Genomic DNA, 18325 nt, shown 5'->3' with positions numbered 1-18325 from the left:
GGGGGCGACGGCGTGCACGTGCGCCCGCGCGGCGATCTCCGGCACGACGCCGCCGAAGCGCGCGTGCTCGTCCATGCTGGACGCCACCGCCTGGCCGAGCAGCACCCCGTCCCGGACCAGTCCGGCGCCGGTCTCGTCGCAGGACGACTCGATGCCCAGCACCACTGGCGAACCGATCACGGCAACCCCTTATTGCGATAGATGTGCAACTGCATCCTAGGTGCAGCCAGGGGTGGGGTGTGTCGGATCCTCGCCGAGCTCCGGCGGCGTGAAGCGGACGGGGGCCTCGAAGGCGGCGCGGCGGGCGGCGCGGCGGAAGACGGTGAGCAGTGCCGGGCCGGTCAGCAGGATGCACACGCCGGTGGTGACGGCGCGTCCGGTGTCCCAGCCGAGCGAGGTGGTGAGGTCGAAGAGCAGGTAGCGGTGCCACTGCTCGGTGAAGGGCAGGCCCGGCAGGTAGGCGATGGAGCTGGTCGGGTCGAGGTTGAAGGGCCAGAAGGAGAGGTTCAGCAGGAAGCCGAAGAGGTAGCCGGAGAAGGCGCCGTAGACCGCGAGCATCGCGGCCTCGGCCCTGCCGCGCAGCGGGGGCAGCAGTCCGGCCAGCAGGCCGACGAAGGCACAGCCGAACATCTGGTACGGCATCCAGGGGCCGACGCCGCCGGTGAGCAGCGCGGAGGCGAACAGCGAGGTGCAGCCGAGCACGAAGCCGAAGCCGGGGCCGAAGACCCGGCCCGCGGCCACCAGGACGAAGAAGACCGTCTCGACCCCGGCGGTGCCGGCGCCGAGCGGGCGGAGTCCGGCGTTCACGGCGGAGAGCACGCCGAGCATGGCGAGCGCCTTGGCGTCGATGCCCCCGGCGGAGATCTCGGCGATCACCACGGCCAGCACCAGGGCCAGCAGCGCGCCGAAGACCAGCGGGGGAGCGTAAGCGGAGCCGAACTTCCCCGGGGCGACGACGAAGGGCCAGAGGAAGGCGATCAGGCCGATGGCGGCGGCCAGCGTCACCGCGATCCTGGCCCGGCCGGGGATCCGGACGGCGGCGGGTAGGGCGGGGGCCGCGGGGAGGGTCATCGGGCGGCCTCCGCGGGGGCGAGCGCCCGGGCTACCTGACCGGTGGTCAGGTAGCGGAGCGGGGCGAGGACCTTGGCGGTCTGCGGGGCGAAGGTCGGCGAGGCGACGATGACCTCGTCGGTCGGGCCGTCGGCGACGATCTCGCCTTCGGCCATCACCAGCACCCGGTCGGCGGAGGCGGCGACGAACTCCACGTCGTGCGTGCAGACCACCACGGCCCTTCCCTCGGAGGCCAGTTGGCCGACGATGGCGGTGAGTGCGGCCTTGGCCCGGTAGTCCAGGCCACGGGTGGGCTCGTCCAGCAGGACGATCGGCGGGGCTGCGGCCAGCTGGATCGCCAGCACCAGGGCCAGCTTCTGCCCTTCGGAGAGGTCGCGGGGGTGGCTGCGGTCCGGGATGCCCGGGGCGAGCCGGTTCAGGACCTGCCGGGCTGTGGGGCCCTCGTGGTTGCGGGCCGCGTCGCGGTCGGCCTGGTCGAGCTCCTGGGCCACGGTCTCGAGGTAGAGCAGGTCGGTGGGTGTCTGCGGGACCAGGCCGACCAGGCGGCGGGCCTCGGGGGCCGCGACCTTCTTGGGGTCGGCAGGGCCCGCGCCGTCCCGGGTGACCCGGACGGTGCCGCCCTGGCGCGGGCCGGATCCCTGGAGGGCCCACAGTAGTGAGGACTTTCCGGAGCCGTTGCGGCCCATCAGTGCCGTCACCTCGCCGGAGCGCAGCTCCAACGAGGCCTCACGGACGGCGGCCATCCGGCCGTGCCTGACCACGACCTGATCGGCGGTCAGCACCGGCACCCCGCCGCCGGGCCGCTCGCGCACGGGCGGAACGGGGAGCCCGGTCAGCCGTTCGCGCAGCGGGGCGGCGGCCCGGCGGGCGTCGCGGACCGAGAGCGGGAGCGGCCGCCAGCCCGCCAGCCGGCCGAGCTCGACCACCGGTGGGGCGATCTCGGTCTCCTCGAAGACCTCGGCCGGCGCCCCGTACCGGACGGTGCCGTCGCCGGGCAGGTGGAGGACCCGGTCGGCGTACTGGACCACCCGCTCCAGCCGGTGTTCGGCCAGCAGGACGGTGACGCCCAGGTCGTGCACCAACCGGGTGATCGCGGCCAGCACCTCCTCGGCGGCGGTCGGGTCGAGTGCGGAGGTCGGCTCGTCCAGGACCAGCACCCGGGGGTGGGCGGTGAGCACCGAGCCGATGGCGACCCGCTGTTGCTGGCCGCCGGAGAGCTCGCTGAGGCCCCGGTGGCGCAGGTCGGCGAGGCCGAGCAGGTCCAGGGTCTCCTCCACCCGCTTGCGCATCACGGCCGGCTCGACGGCCAACTGCTCCATCGCGTAGGCGAGTTCCTCCTCGACGGTGTCGGTGACGAAGCCGGCCGGCGGATCCTGGCCCACCACGCCCACCACGTCGGCGAGTTCGCGTGGCGGGTGGTGGGCGGTGTCCCGGCCGTCGACGGTGACCCGGCCGCTGAGGGTGCCACCGGTGAAGTGCGGGACCAGGCCGTTCACGGTGCCGAGCAGGGTGGACTTGCCACTTCCGGTGCGGCCCACCACCAGGCAGAGCTCGCCCTCGGGGACGGTCAGGTCGACGCCGTGCAGGACGGGGCGGTCGGCGTCGTGGTAGCGGACGCCGACCTGGTCGAAGCGGATCATCGGGTCACCTCGGAGGGCGTGCGGTCGCCGACGGCGGAGGGTCGGCCGGCGGGAGCGGTGGTGGCGGTCGCGGGTGGGCGGCCCGGTGGCGGGGAGAGCACTCCGGCCAGTGCCGCGAGCAGCAGGGCGACCACCGGGACGGCCGGCAGGGTCGGCCAACTCAGGGGGTGGAGCGAGGGGTTGAGCTCGGTGGCGTCGTAGCCGACGCTGACGCGGAGCAGGACCGCGGCAGCCACCCCGCAGAGGCTGACGGCCCATTCGGCCGCCCGCCAGGGATCCGGCCGGTAGGTGGTGCGCCGGATTCGGCGTCCACCCAGCAGCAGGCCGCCGGCGCAGAGCGCCGAACCGGCCGCGAGGGCGGGCAGGCCGAGCAGGGCGGGCGGGCCGAGCAGGGCGGGGGCCGTGCCGTCGAGCAGCCCGTACATCCCGGCGCACAGGCCGCACATGCCCAGCAGCATCAGCGCGCCGGTGGTCCGGCGCGAGGCGCGGGTGGCGGTGCCGGCCCGGCCGTAGCCCCGGGAGTCCATCGCGGCGGCGAGGTGCATCGAGCGCTCCAGCGCGTCCTCCAGCACCGGTACGGCGATCCCCCGCAGGGCCCGCAGACCCTTGCTCCGCCCGGCCCGCAACCGCCGTGCCCGGAAGACCCGTTGGACGCTCTGCACCAGCTGTGGCGCGACGCTGAGCGCGACGGTGACGGCGACCCCGAGCTCGTACAGCGCTCCCGGCAGGACGCGCAGCGCGCGCTTGGGGTTGGCCAGGGTGTTGGCGGCGCCGATGCAGCAGAGCAGACAGGCCAGCCGAAGTCCGTCGGTGGCGGCGGACAGGACGGCTTCCAGGGAGACCGGTCCGCCGATCTGGACGCCCGCGTACCAGTCCGGGGTGGGGACGCGCGGGAGGGAGAACAGCAGGTGGTCGTGCGGGGTGATGCCGGTGGCGAAGACGCAGCGGAAGGTGACCCGGACGGCGACCACGGTCAGCGCCAGCCAGAGGTAGTACTTGAAGCCGCGGGCCCACGGCGCGTCGGTGCGGCGGGAGGTGACCACGAAGCCGAGCACGCCGAGCACCAGGAACAGCAGCAAGGGGTTGGTGGTGCGGCTGGCGGCGGTGGCGAGCGCGAGGGCCCAGATCCACCAGGCGACGGGGTGCAGGTCCCGGGGGACCCGCCCGGCGACCGGGGCGAACCCCTCGGTGGACTTGACGGGTCGATCCACCGCGCTCACTCCGCCCGGCGCCGTCGGCGCAGTGCGGTGACGGCGGTGGCGACGCCGAGCACGAGCACGACGGCGGCACCGACGACGGCCGGGACCATCGAGCCCGTAGGGCGCGGGGCGTCGGCGGCCGGGGCCGCGTCGACGGGGGTGGGGCTGGAGGCGGAGGGCGCCGGGACGTCGGTGGGAGTGGGCGTCGGTGAGGTCGGGTCGGAGGGAGGGGAGGGCGGCGGTTCGACGGAGGTCCCGGGGGTGGGGGTGGCGCCGTCGGGAGTGGCGGAGGGGGTGGGAACTCCCCTGGTGGGTGGTGTGGTTGGCGAGGTCGTGGGCTTGGTGGCACCAGGTGCGGGCTGGGTGGCGGTGGGGCCCGTGGTGGTGCCGCCGGAGGCCGGTGGCGGTGGCGTCGTGGTGGTCGCCGGGGCGCCACCGGGGGTGGTGTTGTGGGCACGGACGCTGTCCGGGGAGATGGCGGGCCTGCCCTGGGTGCCCGCGAGGTCGGTCTTGCCGTGGACCCACAGCTCGACGCTGCCGGGCAGCGGCCTGTGGCTGACCGCGCCCAACTGGCTGTAGGTCCAGGTGTTCTCGCCGGGATCGGCGTACCAGTAGGACCAGTACGCGGTGGTGGGCGAGGTCTGGACGCACCTGTCCTGCTCGGGCGTCGGGTAACCCCGGCCCCCGTCGTGGCCGCTGTAGCCGATCCGGCAGATGAAGGCCGGCCCGTCGTGGCTGGTGCCGGTGGACTTCCAACCGCCTTGGTTCAGCAGGGTGTAGCCCGTGGTGGGGGTGGTGCCGCAGGAGCGCAGCAGCGGGCCGCCCCAGGGGCCGAAGTCGACCGCGAGCACCACGCCGCTGGTGGTCGTGCACTGGTCCAGCGGCAGGGGTGTGGCGGCGGCCGGGGTCGTGCTCGCGCCGAAGGTCAGGGCGAGGAGCGCCCCGGCGGCGGTGCGGGGCAGACCGGGGCGGCGTGGGCGCGCGGGGCGGATCACCGGTGCTTCCCGGAGGGCGAGGCGGTCCTGCGGCGGAGGGCGACCAGGATCGCCGCACCACCTGCCGTCAACAGGAGTGCGGGGGCGAGGAGTTCGAGTGCTCGGGTGCCGGTCCGGGCCAGGTTCGTGGCAGGCGGTCCACTCTGGGCCGGGGCCACGCCCGCCGGGCTCGTCGCGGCGGGGAGCGGCGTGCTGGTGCTGGGGGAGGGGTCGGTCGGGGAGGGGGAGGGCGACGAGGAGACCGAAGCCGAAGCCGAAGCCGAGGTCGAGGGGGAGGCGGACGGGGACGGCGATTCGGAAGCTGAGGGCGAGGGCGAGGGCGAGGGCGAGGGCGAGGTGGACGGCGACGGTGAGGTGCCCGGGTCCGTGGGGGTGGTGCCGGGGACTCGCCGGAGGGTGCCGAAGGACCTCCCGGTGACCCCGCCGAGGGCCTGGGCGGAGGCCCGGACGTCCGAGCCCGGCTGTCCGGCGGAGGCGACGTCGAAGCCGCCGTCGGGGTTCTGCCGGTCGGCCAGGAACTCGACGGCCTTGCCGATCCGCGTCGCGTACAGGTCCTGACGCAGGCTCAGGCCCTGGACCGCCAGGGCGGCGGAGTTGGTGGAGTTCCCGGCGGCGCCGGGGAAGCCGCCGTCGGGCGCCTGGGTGGCGGCCAGCCAGCTCAGGCCCTGCTCGACGGCCTTGGTGGCCTCGTCACCGGGAACGAGGGAGAGGGCCATCAGGGCCATCGCGGTGCTGTCCACGTCGGCGGCGGCGCCGGCCGGGATCAGGCTCGGCCAGGAGCCGGCCGGCTGCTGCAGGCTGCGCAGGTAGGCGATGGGTGCGCCTGCTCCCTTGGCGTCTCCGGCCCTCAACTGCGCCATGACGCCGAGGGATTGGGCGAAGACCGAGCCGGTCCAGGTGTAGTTGCCCGGTGCCGCGCAGCCGAGCGCCTCGTCGGCACGGGCGCAGACCGCCCCGTCCAGGGCGGCGATCAGGTCGTGGCCGCCGAAGTCGCGCGGGTCACGGCCGACGGTCTCGGCGAGCAGGGCCACCTTGCCGAGGGAGCCTCCGGCGGCGCCGTCGGTGCCGATGCCGGTCCAGTCGTCGACCGTGAAGCCGGTGCCGTCCCGGCCCCCCTGGTCGAGGAAGTCGGCGATCCGGAGCAGCGCGGCGTCGTCGGCGCCGGTTGCCGCCAGCGCGAAGGCGGTGTCCAGGGTGAGTCCGAAGTCGGCGGACCCGGAGTCGGGGAAGGCCTCGTGGTAGTGGCCGTCGAGCAGCCGGGCCGGGTCGGTGAGGTAGTGGGCGCCCTTGGCGAGGTCGGGCGTGCGGGCTGGCGGATCGGCGAAGGCGCTGCCGGGGTGGCCGACCAGCACGGTGACGGCGGCCGTCACGGCGAGGGCGCAGGCGAGCAGGGCCGAGGTCAGACTCCGGGCCCCGTACCCGCCACCGCCCGCGCCGCTTCCCGCGCGACCGGCCCTGCCGCTGCTCCTGCTGCTGACCCTCACGGTGACTCCCTGGTCGGTCGACGAGGGGTGCCGGCGCAGCCGACGGGCCTGCCCGGGGAGCGGGCGATCCCGTCTGGACCGCGTCGTAGTCCGCGACGACGCACGTATAGCTGACGAACGTCCCGGCGCAGGCATTCCGGCTCACCCGCCCGGTGGGCGGGTCCACGGTTGCGGGTCAGCGCCGGAGTCGGACCGGCTTCCCCTGACGCCAAGGGTGGAAAGGCGGTCCATCAGACCACGGTGCGGTCAAGAGCGTCAACGATGTGTCAGATCGCTTGGGGCGCACCGTGATCGGGGTCGCGACGGTCCGTCCGGGGCGGTCCGTCCGGGGCGGGGTCAGGCGGCGCCGTGCCGCCCGACCCCGCCCCGGAGGCGCGGTCAGGCCGTCAGCTCCGCCCGTACCGTCCGGGCGGCCTCGACCAGGTTCTCGAGGGAGGCCCGGGTCTCGGGCCAGGCGCGGGTCTTCAGGCCGCAGTCGGGGTTGACCCAGAGCCGATCGGCCGGGATCGCGGCCAGGCCGGCGCGGAGCAGGGCGGCGGCCTCCTCAGCGGAGGGCACCCGGGGGGAGTGGATGTCGTACACGCCGGGCCCGACCTCTCGGGGGTAGCCGGCTCCGGAGAGCTCGTGGGCGACCTCCATGTGCGAGCGGGCCGCCTCCAGGGAGATCACGTCGGCGTCCAAGTCCTCGATGGCACCGAGGATTTCGCCGAACTCGGCGTAGCACATGTGGGTGTGCACCTGGGTGTCGGCGCGGACGCCCGAGGTGGTGAGGCGGAACGCCTCGGTGGCCCAGGCGAGGTAGGCGGCACGCTCGGCCTCGCGCAGCGGCAGGGTCTCGCGCAGGGCGGGCTCGTCGACCTGGATGACGGCTGCCCCGGCGGCCTCCAGGTCGGTGACCTCGTCCCGCAGGGCGAGGGCGACCTGGCGGGCGGTGTCGCCGAGGGGCTGGTCGTCGCGGACGAAGGACCAGGCGAGCATGGTGACCGGCCCGGTGAGCATGCCCTTGACCGGACGGTCCGTCAGGGACTGGGCGTAGCGCTGCCATTCGACGGTCATCGGGGTCGGGCGGGAGATGTCGCCGGCCAGCACCGGCGGGCGGACGTAGCGGGTGCCGTAGGACTGCACCCAGCCGTGCTGGGTGGCGAGGTAGCCGGTGAGCTGTTCGGCGAAGTACTGGACCATGTCGTTGCGCTCGGGTTCGCCGTGGACCAGGACGTCGAGGCCGGCCTTCTCCTGGTACTCGATCACCTCGCGGACCTCGTCCCGCATCCGCTCCTGGTAGGCGGCCGCGTCGATCCGGCCGGCCCGCAGGTCGGCCCGGGCGATGCGGAGTTCGGCGGTCTGCGGGAAGGAGCCGATGGTGGTGGTGGGCAGCAGCGGCAGCGCGAGCCTGGCCCGCTGGGCCGCGGCCCGCTCCGGGTAGGCCTGCCCGCGGTGGGCGTCGGTCTCGGTGGTGGCCGCGACCCGGGCCCGGACGGCCGGGTCGTGGGTGATCGGGGAGCCGGCCCGGGAGGCCAGGTCGGCACGGTTGGCGGCGAGTTGGGGCGCGATGGTGTCGGTGCCCTCGCGCAGACCGCGGGCGAGCAGGCTGACCTCGGTGGTCTTCTGGCGGGCGAAGGAGAGCCAGCGGGCGATCTGCGGGTCGATGTCGCGCTCGGCGGCGGAGTCCAGCGGGACGTGCAGCAGCGAGCAGGACGGGGCGACGTCCACCCGGTCGGCCAGGCCGAGCAGGGTGGCCAGGGTCGCGAGCGACTTCTCCAGGTTGTTGATCCAGATGTTGCGGCCGTCCACCACTCCGGCGACCAGGCGCTTGCCGGGCAGGCCGCCGACGGCGGCGAGGTCGGCCAGGTTGGCGGCGGCCGGGCCGGTGAAGTCGAGGCCGACGCCCTCGACCGGGGCCTTGGCGAGGACCTTCAGAGCGTCGCCGACCCGGTCGAAGTAGGTGGTGACCAGGATCTTCGGACGCTCCGTCAGCGCGCCGAGGTCACGGAACACCCGGGTGGCGGCGTTGAGTTCGGCGGGGGTGCGGTCCTGGACCAGGGCGGGTTCGTCGAGCTGGACCCACTCGGCGCCGGCGGCCTTGAGCTCGGCCAGCAGCTGGGCGTAGACCGGCAGCAGGCGGTCGAGCAGGGTGATCGGCTGGAAGTCGGAGGCCACGCCGGGTGCGGGCTTGGCGAGCAGCAGGTAGGTCAGCGGGCCGACCAGGACCGGGCGGCCCTTGTGGCCGAGCGCGATCGCCTCGCGGAGCTCGCCGACCGCCTTGGCGGAGTTCGCCGCGAAGACCGTGTCCGGGCCCAACTCCGGCACCAGATAGTGGTAGTTGGTGTCGAACCACTTGGTCATCTCCAGCGGAGCGACGTCCTGGTTGCCACGGGCCATGGCGAAGTAGCCGTCCAGCGGGTCGGCCTGCACGGCGGCACGGTGACGGGCCGGGATCGCGCCGACGGCCACGGTGGTGTCCAGCACGTGGTCGTAGAACGAGAAGTCCCCGGTGGGGACTTCGGTGATGCCCACCCCGGCGAGGCTGCGCCAGTTGGCGCACCGGAGTTCGGCGGCGGTGGAGTGGAGGGCGTCGGCGGTGACGGTGCCCTTCCAGTAGCCCTCGATCGCCTTCTTCAGCTCACGGTTCGGCCCCTGTCGGGGGTAGCCGTGGACGGTGGCCTGCGAGGCGGTGGTGCTGGTGGTCACGGAGACTCTCCTTCGCGAGTCGCGCTGCGATCCCGGGAGGGCGCGCGGGCGAGGAGGTGTGACAGTGCGGACGCGGCACCAGGATGTGCCCGTCCGTTCCGTCGACCCGCCCACGAGGTCACCGAGATCACCGCGTGCGGGGTGCACGCGGGCAGTGGCAGGTCTTCGGACTCGCGGGCACGTCCGTCCTGGACAGGGCGGACACCTAGTGGCCGTCGCTTCCCGGGCCCGTCACGGGCCCAGTGCGTGTGACGGCGGTCGTTCCCACTCACCGCTGCGGGGCAGTCCCGGAATGGCCAGATGAAAGGCGTCACCGGGTTCCCTCTTGCGACGCACCTGACCGGCTGTCAGGGCGAACCGACTGCGGTTCCCACCCTAGGCCCCCGCGCCGGTCCTGTCCCGCACGTCCGCATGTCGGAAGCGGCTTCGAGACGGGCCCAGGACCACGGTCCCGGGGGCGGGCCCGCCCCCGGAGCACGTTCCCGGAGGTCATCTCGTCCCGGACGACGACGGATTGACGGTCCGTCGGATGGTCCTCTGGAAGGGCGCCGGGACGAGGTCCGGCGCTCGAACAGGAGGGCCCGACGATGAACGAGCACGCACCGCAGCAGCACCGCCCGACCCGCGGCACCACCCGCCGCACCACCCGCCGAGGGGTGGCCGCGGCCGTCACCGCCGCGACCACCGCCGCCGTGCTGGCCGGTGCCCTGGCACCGGCCGAGGCCTTCGCCGGCCCACGGCCGGACGCCGTGCAGCAGCGCCTGGACGCCCTGGTCAAGAACGACGGCGTGCCCGCGGCCCTGGCCACCGTCAAGGGCCGCGACGGCCGCAGCCGCACCTACACCGCCGGTGTCGGCGACGCGGTCACCAAGGCCAAGGTGCCGGTGGACGGGCAGGTGAGGATCGGCAGCAACACCAAGGCGTTCACCGCCGTGCTGGTGCTCCAGCTGGTCGCCGAGGGCAAGGTCGCCCTGGACGCGTCCGTCGACACCTACCTCCCGGGCCTGGTGCGCGGGGAGGGCATCGACGGCCGGAAGATCACGGTCCGTCAGCTGCTCCAGCACACCAGCGGCCTGCCCGAGTACGTGAACCAGGGCGCGGTCCTGAGCGACCCCGGGCGCTACTACGAGCCGCGCGAACTCCTCGACGCCGCACTGGCCCAGAAGGCCCACTCCGCGCCCGGCACCCAGTGGGAGTACAACAACACCAACTACCTGCTGGCGGGCCTGATCATCCAGAAGGTCACCGGGCGTCCGCTCGGCGAGGAGATCACCAAGCGGGTCATCGACCGGATCGGCCTGCGGCACACCTACTTCCCCGCTCCCGGGGACCGGACGATCCACGAGGCCCACCCCAAGGGGTACCAGCGCACCGCCGACGGCTCGCTGCGCGACTACAGCGAGCTGGACCCGTCCTGGGGCTGGGCGGCCGGTGCCGTCGTGTCGACCAACAGCGACGTCAACCGGTTCTACGGCGCGCTGCTGGCCGGCCGGCTGCTGCCCGCGGCCCAGCTGGCCGAGATGCGCACCACCGTCCCCGCCGAGGCGATCGGCCCCGGTGCCCGCTACGGGCTCGGGCTGGTCAGCCGACCGCTCTCCTGCGGCGGCCTCGCCTGGGGCCACGGCGGGGCGATCCCGGGCTTCGAGACCGTCGGCGGCGCCACCGAGGACGGACGGGCCGTCAACGTCGCGGTGACCACCATCCCGAACCCCGAGACCGCGAAGCGCGTGGAGCAGGTGGTGGACGCGGCGCTCTGCCGCTGACCCCCGCCCCCGGCACAGTTCCCCCGTACCAGTGGAGTCCTGATGAACCAACACGCCCTGCAGCGGCTGCGGTACGCCGTGACGGCGACCGCCGCCGCCGGGCTCGCCCTGACCGCCTTCGCCCCGGCCCCGGCCGAGGCCTCCGCCGGGCCGCGCCCGGACGTCGTGCAGCAGCGCCTCGACGCGCTGGTGAAGGACGACGGGATGCCCGCCGCCCTGGCCACCGTCAAGGGCCGCGACGGCCGCAGCCGCACCTACACCGCCGGTGTCGGCGACCTGGCCACCGGCTCCCGGGTCCCGGTGGACGGGCAGATCCGGGCCGGCAGCAACACCAAGGCGTTCACCGCCGTGGTGGTGCTCCAGCTGGTCGCCGAGGGCAAGGTCGCCCTGGACGCGTCCGTCGACACCTACCTGCCCGGCCTGCTGCGCGGGGAGGGCATCGACGGACGGAGGACCACGGTCCGTCAGCTGCTCCAGCACACCAGCGGCCTGCCCGACTACATGGACGCCCCCGCGCAGGCCGATTTCACCACCATCCAGTACCGCTACTTCGAGCCGCGCGAACTCCTCGACGGGGCACTGGCGCAGCGGGCCCGGTTCGCGGCCGGGACCTCCTGGGAGTACAGCAACACCAACTACCTGGTGGCCGGCCTGCTGATCCAGAAGGTCACCGGCCGCCCGTACGGGGAGGAGGTCACCCAGCGGGTCATCGACCGGATCGGCCTGCGCCGCACCTACGTCCCGGCGGTCGGCGAGACCGCCATCCGGGAGGCCCATCCGCACGGCTACCTGCGCACCGCACCGGGCGCGCCGCTGGTCGACTACACCGCGATGGACGCCTCGATGGCCTGGGCGGCGGGGGCGGTGGTGTCCACCAACTCCGACCTGAACGCCTTCTACGGAGCGCTCCTGACGGGCCGTCTGCTGCCCGCCGCCCAGCTGGCCGAGATGCGCACCACCGTCCCGGCCGAGCTGTTCGGCCCCGGCGTCCGCTACGGCCTGGGCATCCAGAGCCGGCCCCTGAGCTGTGGCGGGCTGGTCTGGGGCCACGGCGGCACTTCCCCGGGCCACCGCACCCGGGGCGGCGCCACCGAGGACGGCCGGGCCGCCACCGTCACTGTCACCACCGTCCCGGACGCGGCCGCCGGGCAGAGGGTGGTGGACGCGGTGGACGCGGCCCTCTGCCGCTGACCCGGGGGCCCGCGCGGTCCAACTCCCGACGGTGAAGGGCTACTTCTGTCCGACCCGCTCCTGACCGGTGCGCCGGGAGGAGGCCACCAGGGCGAAGGCGTGGTCGAGCATGCCCCGCTGGTAGACGCGCACCGCGTCGACCAGCGGGGCGCCCTCGTCGGTGGCGGCGGACAGCGCCGACACCAGCTCACCGGCGTCCCTGATCGCGGTGTTGGCGCCCATCGCGAGGACCGGGCTCATCGCGTGGACGGCGTCGCCGATCAGGGTCACCGGGCCCGCCTCCCAGGGCTCGACCGGCGCGGCGGTGGAGATCCGCAGGGGGAACAGCGAGTCGGTCTCCCAGTGGCCCAGCAGGCGGTGGACGTCCGGATGCCAGTCCTCGCCCAGTACGGTGAGGGCGAGTTCGCGCAGGGCTCCGCCGCCGAGGCGGCGCAGCTCGGCGAACGGCGGCAGGGCCGGGTGGTCCGCCGGGGCGCCGACCATGCAGGCGAGGTAGTCCCCGGTGGCGGGCAGCTCGACCGGTGGCCGGGCCGCCGCTCCGGCCACCTCGGGCGGGCAGTCGAAGCGGACCGGTCCGACGCCGACGTGGGGATGGCCGGGGCCGCCGGTCAGCACGGTGAAGACGCCGTCGAAGACCCAGGGCGGGAGCTCGGCCGAGCCGGTCCGGTCCAGCGGGATCCGGCCGTAGACCAGGCGCAGCCCGGCGTCCTCGACCCGGGCCTCCGGCAGCAGCAGCGCACGGACCGTCGATCCGACACCGTCCGCACCGACCAGCAGGTCGGCGGTCTCGGTGCGGCCGTCGGCGAAGCGCGCGGTCACCGTGCCGTCGTCAGTCCGCTGACAGTCGGTCAGCTCGGACCCGTACCGCACGTGGTCGCCGAGGCCGGAGAGCAGGATCCGGCGCAGGGTCGGCCGGTCGAACGCCCGCGGACGCCCCAGGTCGTGGCCGGCCGGGTCCGTCGCGCCGGGCTCCGGTGCCCCGTCGACGGCCCGGTCCGCCAGCGGCTGGAGGTGGCGGCCACGGACCGAGACCCGGGGTGGCGGCGATCCCGCGGTGGCCAGGCAGAGCCGGAAGAGGTGCTCCGGCAGGCAGTGCCGCAGCCCGGTCAGGCCGGGCCGGTCGAGCTGGACGCGGTACCCCTGGGGACGGGCGTCCGGGTGCGGGTCCCGTTCGTGGACGGAGACGTCGAAGCCCCGGGTGAGCAGACCCTGGGCGAGCGTCAGGCCGCCGAGTCCGGCGCCGACGATGATGATGCGGTGGTTGGGCACAGTCCTCTGCCTTCGTCGTGGTCACGAAGGAAGCACTGGATTCCCCGAGGAGAATGAACGCCGTACCCGGCGCCGCTCCGAAACACCATCCGAGAGCGATTTTTCGCGTTCCGTTCAATCGCCGCCGACTGTAGCACCCCTGGTACCCCCCGCACCCCCGGTGCCCGCGCCGTCCGGGCCGACCGGGTACGGGACGAAGGTGCTGCGGTGCTCGTCCACGGAGAGCGGGCGGCCGAGCGGCGGGGCCGCCCGCTGCGGGCAGGCGGGGCGGTCGCAGACCTTGCAGCCGAGGCCGATCGGGGTGGCGGCGGCGGGGTCGGTGAGGTCGAGGCCGCTGGAGTACACCAGCCGTGCGGCGTGCCGGAGTTCACAGCCCAGGCCGATCGCGAAGGTCTTGCCGGGACGGCCCCAGCCACCGGGGGAGCGGGTGACGGCGCGGGCGGTCCACAGGTGGCGCTGCCCGTCCGGCATGGCGGCGATCTGGACGTGCACCCGGCCGGGGGCGGCGAAGGCGTCGTAGACGTTCCAGAGCGGACAGGTGCCGCCGGTGCGGGAGAAGTGGAAACCGGTGGCGGACTGCCGCTTGGAGACGTTCCCGGCCCGGTCGACCCGGACGAAGGAGAACGGGACGCCGCGCAGGCGGGGGCGCTGGAGGGTGCTGAGCCGGTGGCAGACGGTCTCGTAGCCGACCCCGAAGTGGTCCGCGAGGTGCTCGATGTCGTAGCGGGAGGTCTCCGCCTCGGCGTGGAACACCCGGTAGGGGAGGATCAGCGCGGCGGCGAAGTAGTTGGCCAGGCCGATCCGGGTCAGCGACCAGGCCGTGCTGCCCTCCGGGGCGGCCTGCGCGGCCAACTCCGAGAGCAGCGCGTCGTGTTCGAGGTAGGCCAGCTGGGTGGCCATCCGGAAGGCCTGCTGCCCCGGTCGCAGCCGGGCGGCCAGCCGCAGCACCCGGGTGTGCGGGTCGAAGTCGTGCAGCGCCTCGCCGCCGTGTGCCAGCGCCACGCCGTGCCGGGAGGACAGCCGTTCGGCGAGCGCCGCGCCGACCGAGCCGCGCCGGAGTCCGATGGCGGAGGCCGACTCCTCGGCCGACAGATCGAGTTCGTCGACGTAGTTCCGACGGCGGTAGAAGTACTCGCGGACCTCCTCGTGCGGGGTGAGGCCGGGGCCCGGACTTCCGCCGCGGTCACCCGCCAGCACGGCGAGCTGCTCGGCGGCGGCCCGGTGGCCGCGGCTGAGATCGGTCAGCAGGGTGGCCACGGCCGGGAGCCGGGCGGCCAGCTCGTCCAGGTCGGCGGTGCCGATCCGGCCTGCGGTCAGCTCCTCACCGAGCGCGATGCGCAGTTCCGTGCTGAGCCGGGTGGTGTCGGGCGGGGCGAAGTACCCGGCCTCGACCCCGAGCGACTCGGTCAGCCGCAGCAGCACCGTGACGGTCAACGGCCGTGCGTCGTGCTCCAGTTGGTTCAGGTAGCTGGGGGAGAGGTCGAGCAGTCGGGCCAGGGCGGCCTGGCTGTACCCGCGCTCCTCCCGGAGCCGGCGCAGCCGCCCGCCCGCGAAGGTCCTGCCCATGCCGCCGCCTCCCGAAGGTCCGTCAGGTGCCGCGCAGCCTAGCCGGGACCGGGTGCGGCCGGTCTTCGCAGACTTCGCCGACTGGCCGGTTCCCGTTCGCAGGAATTGGCAGCCGTCCACCGGTGACGCCCCGTCCGCGAGCTGCCAGAGTCGTCGCAGCGGCCGGGAGCCGCAGAGCAGAACGCTTCGCCCGCACGGTACTTGGGGCTCGCCGGGCGAGACGACGGAGGCTCCGACGTTCCGGCCGTACGACCGGGACGCCCGGTGCCCCGGCCGCCCCTTGCGGCCCTCAGGTGAGCATCCTCACACCCTTCGCAACGAGTCACCCTGGAGCGAGTCATGACGCAGTCGGTTCGGCAGCAGCGGCAGGAGCGGCAGGCGGCGGAGCTGGCCGCCCGGTGGGCGGCCGACCCGCGCTGGGCCGGGATCGAGCGCACCTACACCGCCGCCGAGGTGGTGCGGCTCTCCGGCTCGGTCCGGGAGGAGCACACGCTGGCCCGGCGCGGTGCCGAGCGGCTGTGGAAGCAGCTGCACGAGCAGGACTACGTCCACGCGCTGGGCGCCCTGACGGGTGGTCAGGCGGTGCAGATGGTGAAGGCAGGCCTCCAGGCGGTCTACCTCTCCGGCTGGCAGGTCGCCGCCGACGCCAACCAGGCCGGGCAGACCTACCCGGACCAGTCGCTCTACCCCGCCAACTCCGTTCCCCAGGTGGTGCGCCGGATCAACAACGCGCTGCTGCGCGCCGACCAGATCGACGCCGCCGAGGGCAACGACGGCCCCGATTGGCTGGTGCCGATCGTGGCCGACGCGGAGGCGGGCTTCGGCGGCCCGCTGAACGCCTTCGAGCTCACCAAGGGCATGATCGAGGCCGGTGCGGCCGGCATCCACTACGAGGACCAACTCGCCTCCGAGAAGAAGTGCGGCCATCTGGGCGGCAAGGTGCTGGTGCCGACCGCCCAGCACGTCCGTACCCTGAACGCGGCCCGGCTGGCGGCCGACATCGCCGACGTGCCCACCCTGATCGTGGCCCGCACCGACGCGCTCGCGGCGAACCTGCTCACCAGCGACGTGGACGAGCGGGACGCCCGGTTCTGCACCGGCGAGCGCACCGCCGAGGGCTTCCACCGGGTCGAGCCCGGCATGGGCCCGGTGATCTCGCGCGGCCTGGCCTTCGCGCCCCACGCGGACCTGATCTGGGTGGAGACCGGCACCCCCGACCTGGCCCAGGCCCGGGAGTTCGCGGAGGCGCTGAAGGCGCGGTACCCGGACAAGATGCTGGCCTACAACTGCTCGCCCTCGTTCAACTGGAAGGCGTCCCTGGACGACGACCAGATCGCCAAGTTCCAGCGGGAGTTGGGGGCGATGGGCTACCGCTTCCAGTTCATCACACTGGCCGGCTTCCACGCGCTCAACCACTCGATGTTCCAGCTGGCCCGAGGCTACGCGGAGCGCGGCATGACCGCCTACGTCGACCTGCAGGAAGCCGAGTTCGCCGCCGTGCCGGACGGCTACACCGCCGTCAAGCACCAGCGCGAGGCTGGCACCGGCTACTTCGACCTGGTCTCCACGGCGGTCAACCCGAACGCCGAGACGCTGGCGCTGACCGGCTCCACCGAGGAGGAGCAGTTCCACTGAGCCACCCCGGCGGCTGCCCTTCCCGGGCGCTCCACAGCCGCCGCCCTCCCCGCCCGGGGCCTCGTTGAGGGACGAGGCCCCGGGCCCCACCCCCTCCCGGATCCGGAGTCCGCCATGTCCCAGCCCAGCCGCGTCGAGCTCCTCGGCGCCCACGAGGACCGCTTCGAGGAGATCCTCACCCCCGAGGCCCTGCAGTTCGTGGCCCGCCTGCACGAGGTGTTCGCCGGACGCCGGGCCGAGCTGCTGGCCGAACGCGACCGCCGGCGCGCCGAGTTGGCGGCCGGCGGCACGCTGGACTTCCGGCCGGACACCGCGCACGTGCGGGACGACCCGCACTGGCGGGTGGCGGGTGAGGGCCCCGGCCTGGCCGACCGCCGGGTGGAGATCACCGGCCCGCCCGAGCGCCGGATGACCGTGAACGCGCTCAACTCCGGTGCCAGGGTCTGGCTCGCCGACTTCGAGGACGCCACCTCCCCCACCTGGCACAACCTGATCGCCGGTCAGCTCAACCTGCTCGACGCGGTCGAGCGCCGGATCGACGACCTGGCCCCCGAAGGCAGGCGCTACCGGATCGGCGACGACCCCGCCACCATCGTGGTCCGCCCCCGGGGCTGGCACCTGGACGAGGCGCACCTGCTGATCGACGACCGCCCCGCCGTCGGTGCCCTGGTCGACTTCGGCCTCTACCTCTTCCACTGCGGGCGGCGCCAGATCGACCGCGGCCACGGCCCGTACTTCTACCTGCCCAAGCTGGAGAACCACCTGGAGGCCCGGCTCTGGAACGAGGTGTTCGCCCACGCCCAGACCGAGTTGGGCATCCCGCACGGCACGATCCGCGCCACCGTGCTGATCGAGACCGTCACCGCCGCCTTCGAGATGGACGAGATCCTCTACGAACTCCGCGAGCACGCCGCCGGGTTGAACGCCGGCCGGTGGGACTACCTGTTCAGCCTGATCAAGAACTTCGCCCACCACGGCCCGCGCTACGTGCTCCCCGACCGCTCCTCCCTCACCATGACCCAGCCCTTCCTGCGCGCCTACACCGACCTGCTGGTCCGCACCTGCCACCGGCGCGGGGCGCACGCGATCGGCGGGATGGCCGCCGCGATCCCGCAGCGCGACCCGGCGGCGAACGAGGCGGCCCTGACCAAGGTCCGACTCGACAAGGAGCGGGAGGCCGGCGACGGCTTCGACGGCTCCTGGGTCGCCCACCCGGCCCTGGTGGCGACCTGCCGGGCGGCCTTCGACGCCGTGCTGGGTGAGCACCCGAACCAGCTGGACCGCCGCCGCGAGGACGTCGAGGTCACCGCCGCCGACCTGCTGGGCGTGCACCGCCTGACGGTTGGCCTGCCCACCGAACAGGGCCTGCGCGCCAACGTGGCCGTCGCCCTGCGCTACCTCACCGCCTGGCTCGGCGGCACCGGCGCGGTCGCCGTCTTCGGCCTGATGGAGGACGTGGCCACCGCCGAGATCGCCCGCTGCCAGCTCTGGCAGTGGCAGCACCACTGCTCGCGGCTGGCCGGCGGATCACTCGCCACCGCGGGCGCGATCCGTCGGCAGATCGACCGCGAGCGGGCCGCGCTGCTCGCCGAGGGCGCCGACGCCGCGCTGGTGGACGAGGCCGTCCGGGTGCTGGAGGAGACCGCGCTCGGCACCGAACTCCCGTCCTTCCTGACCACCGAGGCCTACGCCCGCCACCTGGTGCGCACCGTCGCCCCGGTCTAGGGGCTGTCTCCTTGGTGGGGTCGGATCAGGCCGCGTCGTTGGGGTGCGTGCCTCGGCGGCGCCGAGGAGGGAGTCCATGCGGAGCATCGGCGACTGACG

The 18325-nt window shown here is 74.2% G+C and carries 12 protein-coding genes, 1 pseudogene and 1 riboswitch; of the genes and pseudogenes, 4 read left to right on the top strand and 9 right to left on the bottom strand.

The genetic code is table 11. From position 1 onward, the window contains the following. The 7 genes and pseudogenes from ACWEPF_RS37255 to metE all read right to left on the bottom strand — a co-directional run. Nucleotides 1-177, bottom strand: a pseudogene (locus ACWEPF_RS37255) (tRNA (adenosine(37)-N6)-threonylcarbamoyltransferase complex transferase subunit TsaD); the annotation flags it as partial. Between the two features lie 39 nt (nucleotides 178-216). Further along, the gene (locus ACWEPF_RS37250; RefSeq protein WP_452176117.1) at nucleotides 217-1071 is read right to left on the bottom strand and encodes an ECF transporter S component; all 855 of its coding nucleotides are present in this window, start codon (nucleotides 1069-1071) and stop codon (nucleotides 217-219) included. Continuing rightward, nucleotides 1068-2711 carry an ABC transporter ATP-binding protein gene (locus ACWEPF_RS37245; protein ID WP_452176116.1) on the bottom strand — a complete coding sequence of 548 codons (1644 nt, stop codon included), beginning with the start codon at nucleotides 2709-2711 and terminating at the stop codon, nucleotides 1068-1070. Before ACWEPF_RS37245 ends, ACWEPF_RS37250 begins: the two co-directional genes overlap by 4 nt. Next, the gene (locus ACWEPF_RS37240) at nucleotides 2708-3931 is read right to left on the bottom strand and encodes an energy-coupling factor transporter transmembrane component T (RefSeq protein WP_452176115.1); all 1224 of its coding nucleotides are present in this window, start codon (nucleotides 3929-3931) and stop codon (nucleotides 2708-2710) included. Before ACWEPF_RS37240 ends, ACWEPF_RS37245 begins: the two co-directional genes overlap by 4 nt. Continuing rightward, nucleotides 3928-4905: a hypothetical protein gene (locus ACWEPF_RS37235; RefSeq protein ID WP_452176114.1), complete on the bottom strand. Its 978-nt coding sequence runs from the start codon at nucleotides 4903-4905 to the stop codon at nucleotides 3928-3930. The genes ACWEPF_RS37240 and ACWEPF_RS37235 overlap by 4 nt, the downstream gene beginning before the upstream one ends. Continuing rightward, on the bottom strand, nucleotides 4902-6389 hold the full coding sequence (locus ACWEPF_RS37230) for a prenyltransferase/squalene oxidase repeat-containing protein (protein ID WP_452176113.1): 1488 nt from the start codon (nucleotides 6387-6389) through the stop codon (nucleotides 4902-4904). Before ACWEPF_RS37230 ends, ACWEPF_RS37235 begins: the two co-directional genes overlap by 4 nt. A gap of 378 nt (nucleotides 6390-6767) precedes the next feature. After that, nucleotides 6768-9077 carry a 5-methyltetrahydropteroyltriglutamate--homocysteine S-methyltransferase gene (metE, locus tag ACWEPF_RS37225; protein ID WP_452176112.1) on the bottom strand — a complete coding sequence of 770 codons (2310 nt, stop codon included), beginning with the start codon at nucleotides 9075-9077 and terminating at the stop codon, nucleotides 6768-6770. 139 nt (nucleotides 9078-9216) lie between these two features. Further along, a riboswitch (cobalamin riboswitch) is annotated at nucleotides 9217-9455 on the bottom strand. Nucleotides 9456-9664: 209 nt separating this feature from the next. Here metE and ACWEPF_RS37220 point away from each other — a divergent pair. Together ACWEPF_RS37220 and ACWEPF_RS37215 are read left to right on the top strand one after the other, a co-directional pair. Next, on the top strand, nucleotides 9665-10840 hold the full coding sequence (locus tag ACWEPF_RS37220; protein ID WP_452176111.1) for a serine hydrolase domain-containing protein: 1176 nt from the start codon (nucleotides 9665-9667) through the stop codon (nucleotides 10838-10840). 42 nt (nucleotides 10841-10882) lie between these two features. Beyond that, nucleotides 10883-12031 carry a serine hydrolase domain-containing protein gene (locus ACWEPF_RS37215; RefSeq protein WP_452176110.1) on the top strand — a complete coding sequence of 383 codons (1149 nt, stop codon included), beginning with the start codon at nucleotides 10883-10885 and terminating at the stop codon, nucleotides 12029-12031. A 39-nt stretch (nucleotides 12032-12070) separates the two neighbouring features. On the opposite strand, the gene ACWEPF_RS37210 is transcribed toward ACWEPF_RS37215, so the two are convergent. Both ACWEPF_RS37210 and ACWEPF_RS37205 read right to left on the bottom strand, forming a co-directional pair. Next, on the bottom strand, nucleotides 12071-13300 hold the full coding sequence (locus tag ACWEPF_RS37210) for an FAD-dependent oxidoreductase (protein ID WP_452176109.1): 1230 nt from the start codon (nucleotides 13298-13300) through the stop codon (nucleotides 12071-12073). A 114-nt stretch (nucleotides 13301-13414) separates the two neighbouring features. Then, nucleotides 13415-14866 carry a short-chain fatty acyl-CoA regulator family protein gene (locus ACWEPF_RS37205; RefSeq protein ID WP_452176108.1) on the bottom strand — a complete coding sequence of 484 codons (1452 nt, stop codon included), beginning with the start codon at nucleotides 14864-14866 and terminating at the stop codon, nucleotides 13415-13417. Between the two features lie 339 nt (nucleotides 14867-15205). Between ACWEPF_RS37205 and aceA the strand changes: the two genes are divergently transcribed. Both aceA and aceB read left to right on the top strand, forming a co-directional pair. Then, nucleotides 15206-16501 carry an isocitrate lyase gene (gene aceA / locus ACWEPF_RS37200; protein WP_452176107.1) on the top strand — a complete coding sequence of 432 codons (1296 nt, stop codon included), beginning with the start codon at nucleotides 15206-15208 and terminating at the stop codon, nucleotides 16499-16501. A gap of 114 nt (nucleotides 16502-16615) precedes the next feature. Then, the gene (gene aceB, locus ACWEPF_RS37195; protein ID WP_452176106.1) at nucleotides 16616-18226 is read left to right on the top strand and encodes a malate synthase A; all 1611 of its coding nucleotides are present in this window, start codon (nucleotides 16616-16618) and stop codon (nucleotides 18224-18226) included. Nucleotides 18227-18325 lie beyond the last annotated feature (99 nt).

The sequence above is a fragment of the Kitasatospora sp. NPDC004289 genome (genome assembly GCF_053602875.1).
The sequence above is the reverse complement of the archived record's forward strand: the minus strand, read 5'-3'. Positions and strand labels throughout refer to the sequence as shown.

Bases quoted from the DNA above. Each gene is read 5' to 3' on its own strand.
- aceB (WP_452176106.1), top strand. From the start codon at position 16,616: ATGTCCCAGCCCAGCCGCGTCGAGCTCCTCGGCGCCCACGAGGACCGC.
- aceA (WP_452176107.1), top strand. From the start codon at position 15,206: ATGACGCAGTCGGTTCGGCAGCAGCGGCAGGAGCGGCAGGCGGCGGAG.
- ACWEPF_RS37250 (WP_452176117.1), bottom strand. From the start codon at position 1,071: ATGACCCTCCCCGCGGCCCCCGCCCTACCCGCCGCCGTCCGGATCCCC.
- ACWEPF_RS37245 (WP_452176116.1), bottom strand. From the start codon at position 2,711: ATGATCCGCTTCGACCAGGTCGGCGTCCGCTACCACGACGCCGACCGC.
- ACWEPF_RS37220 (WP_452176111.1), top strand. From the start codon at position 9,665: ATGAACGAGCACGCACCGCAGCAGCACCGCCCGACCCGCGGCACCACC.
- ACWEPF_RS37215 (WP_452176110.1), top strand. From the start codon at position 10,883: ATGAACCAACACGCCCTGCAGCGGCTGCGGTACGCCGTGACGGCGACC.
- ACWEPF_RS37205 (WP_452176108.1), bottom strand. From the start codon at position 14,866: ATGGGCAGGACCTTCGCGGGCGGGCGGCTGCGCCGGCTCCGGGAGGAG.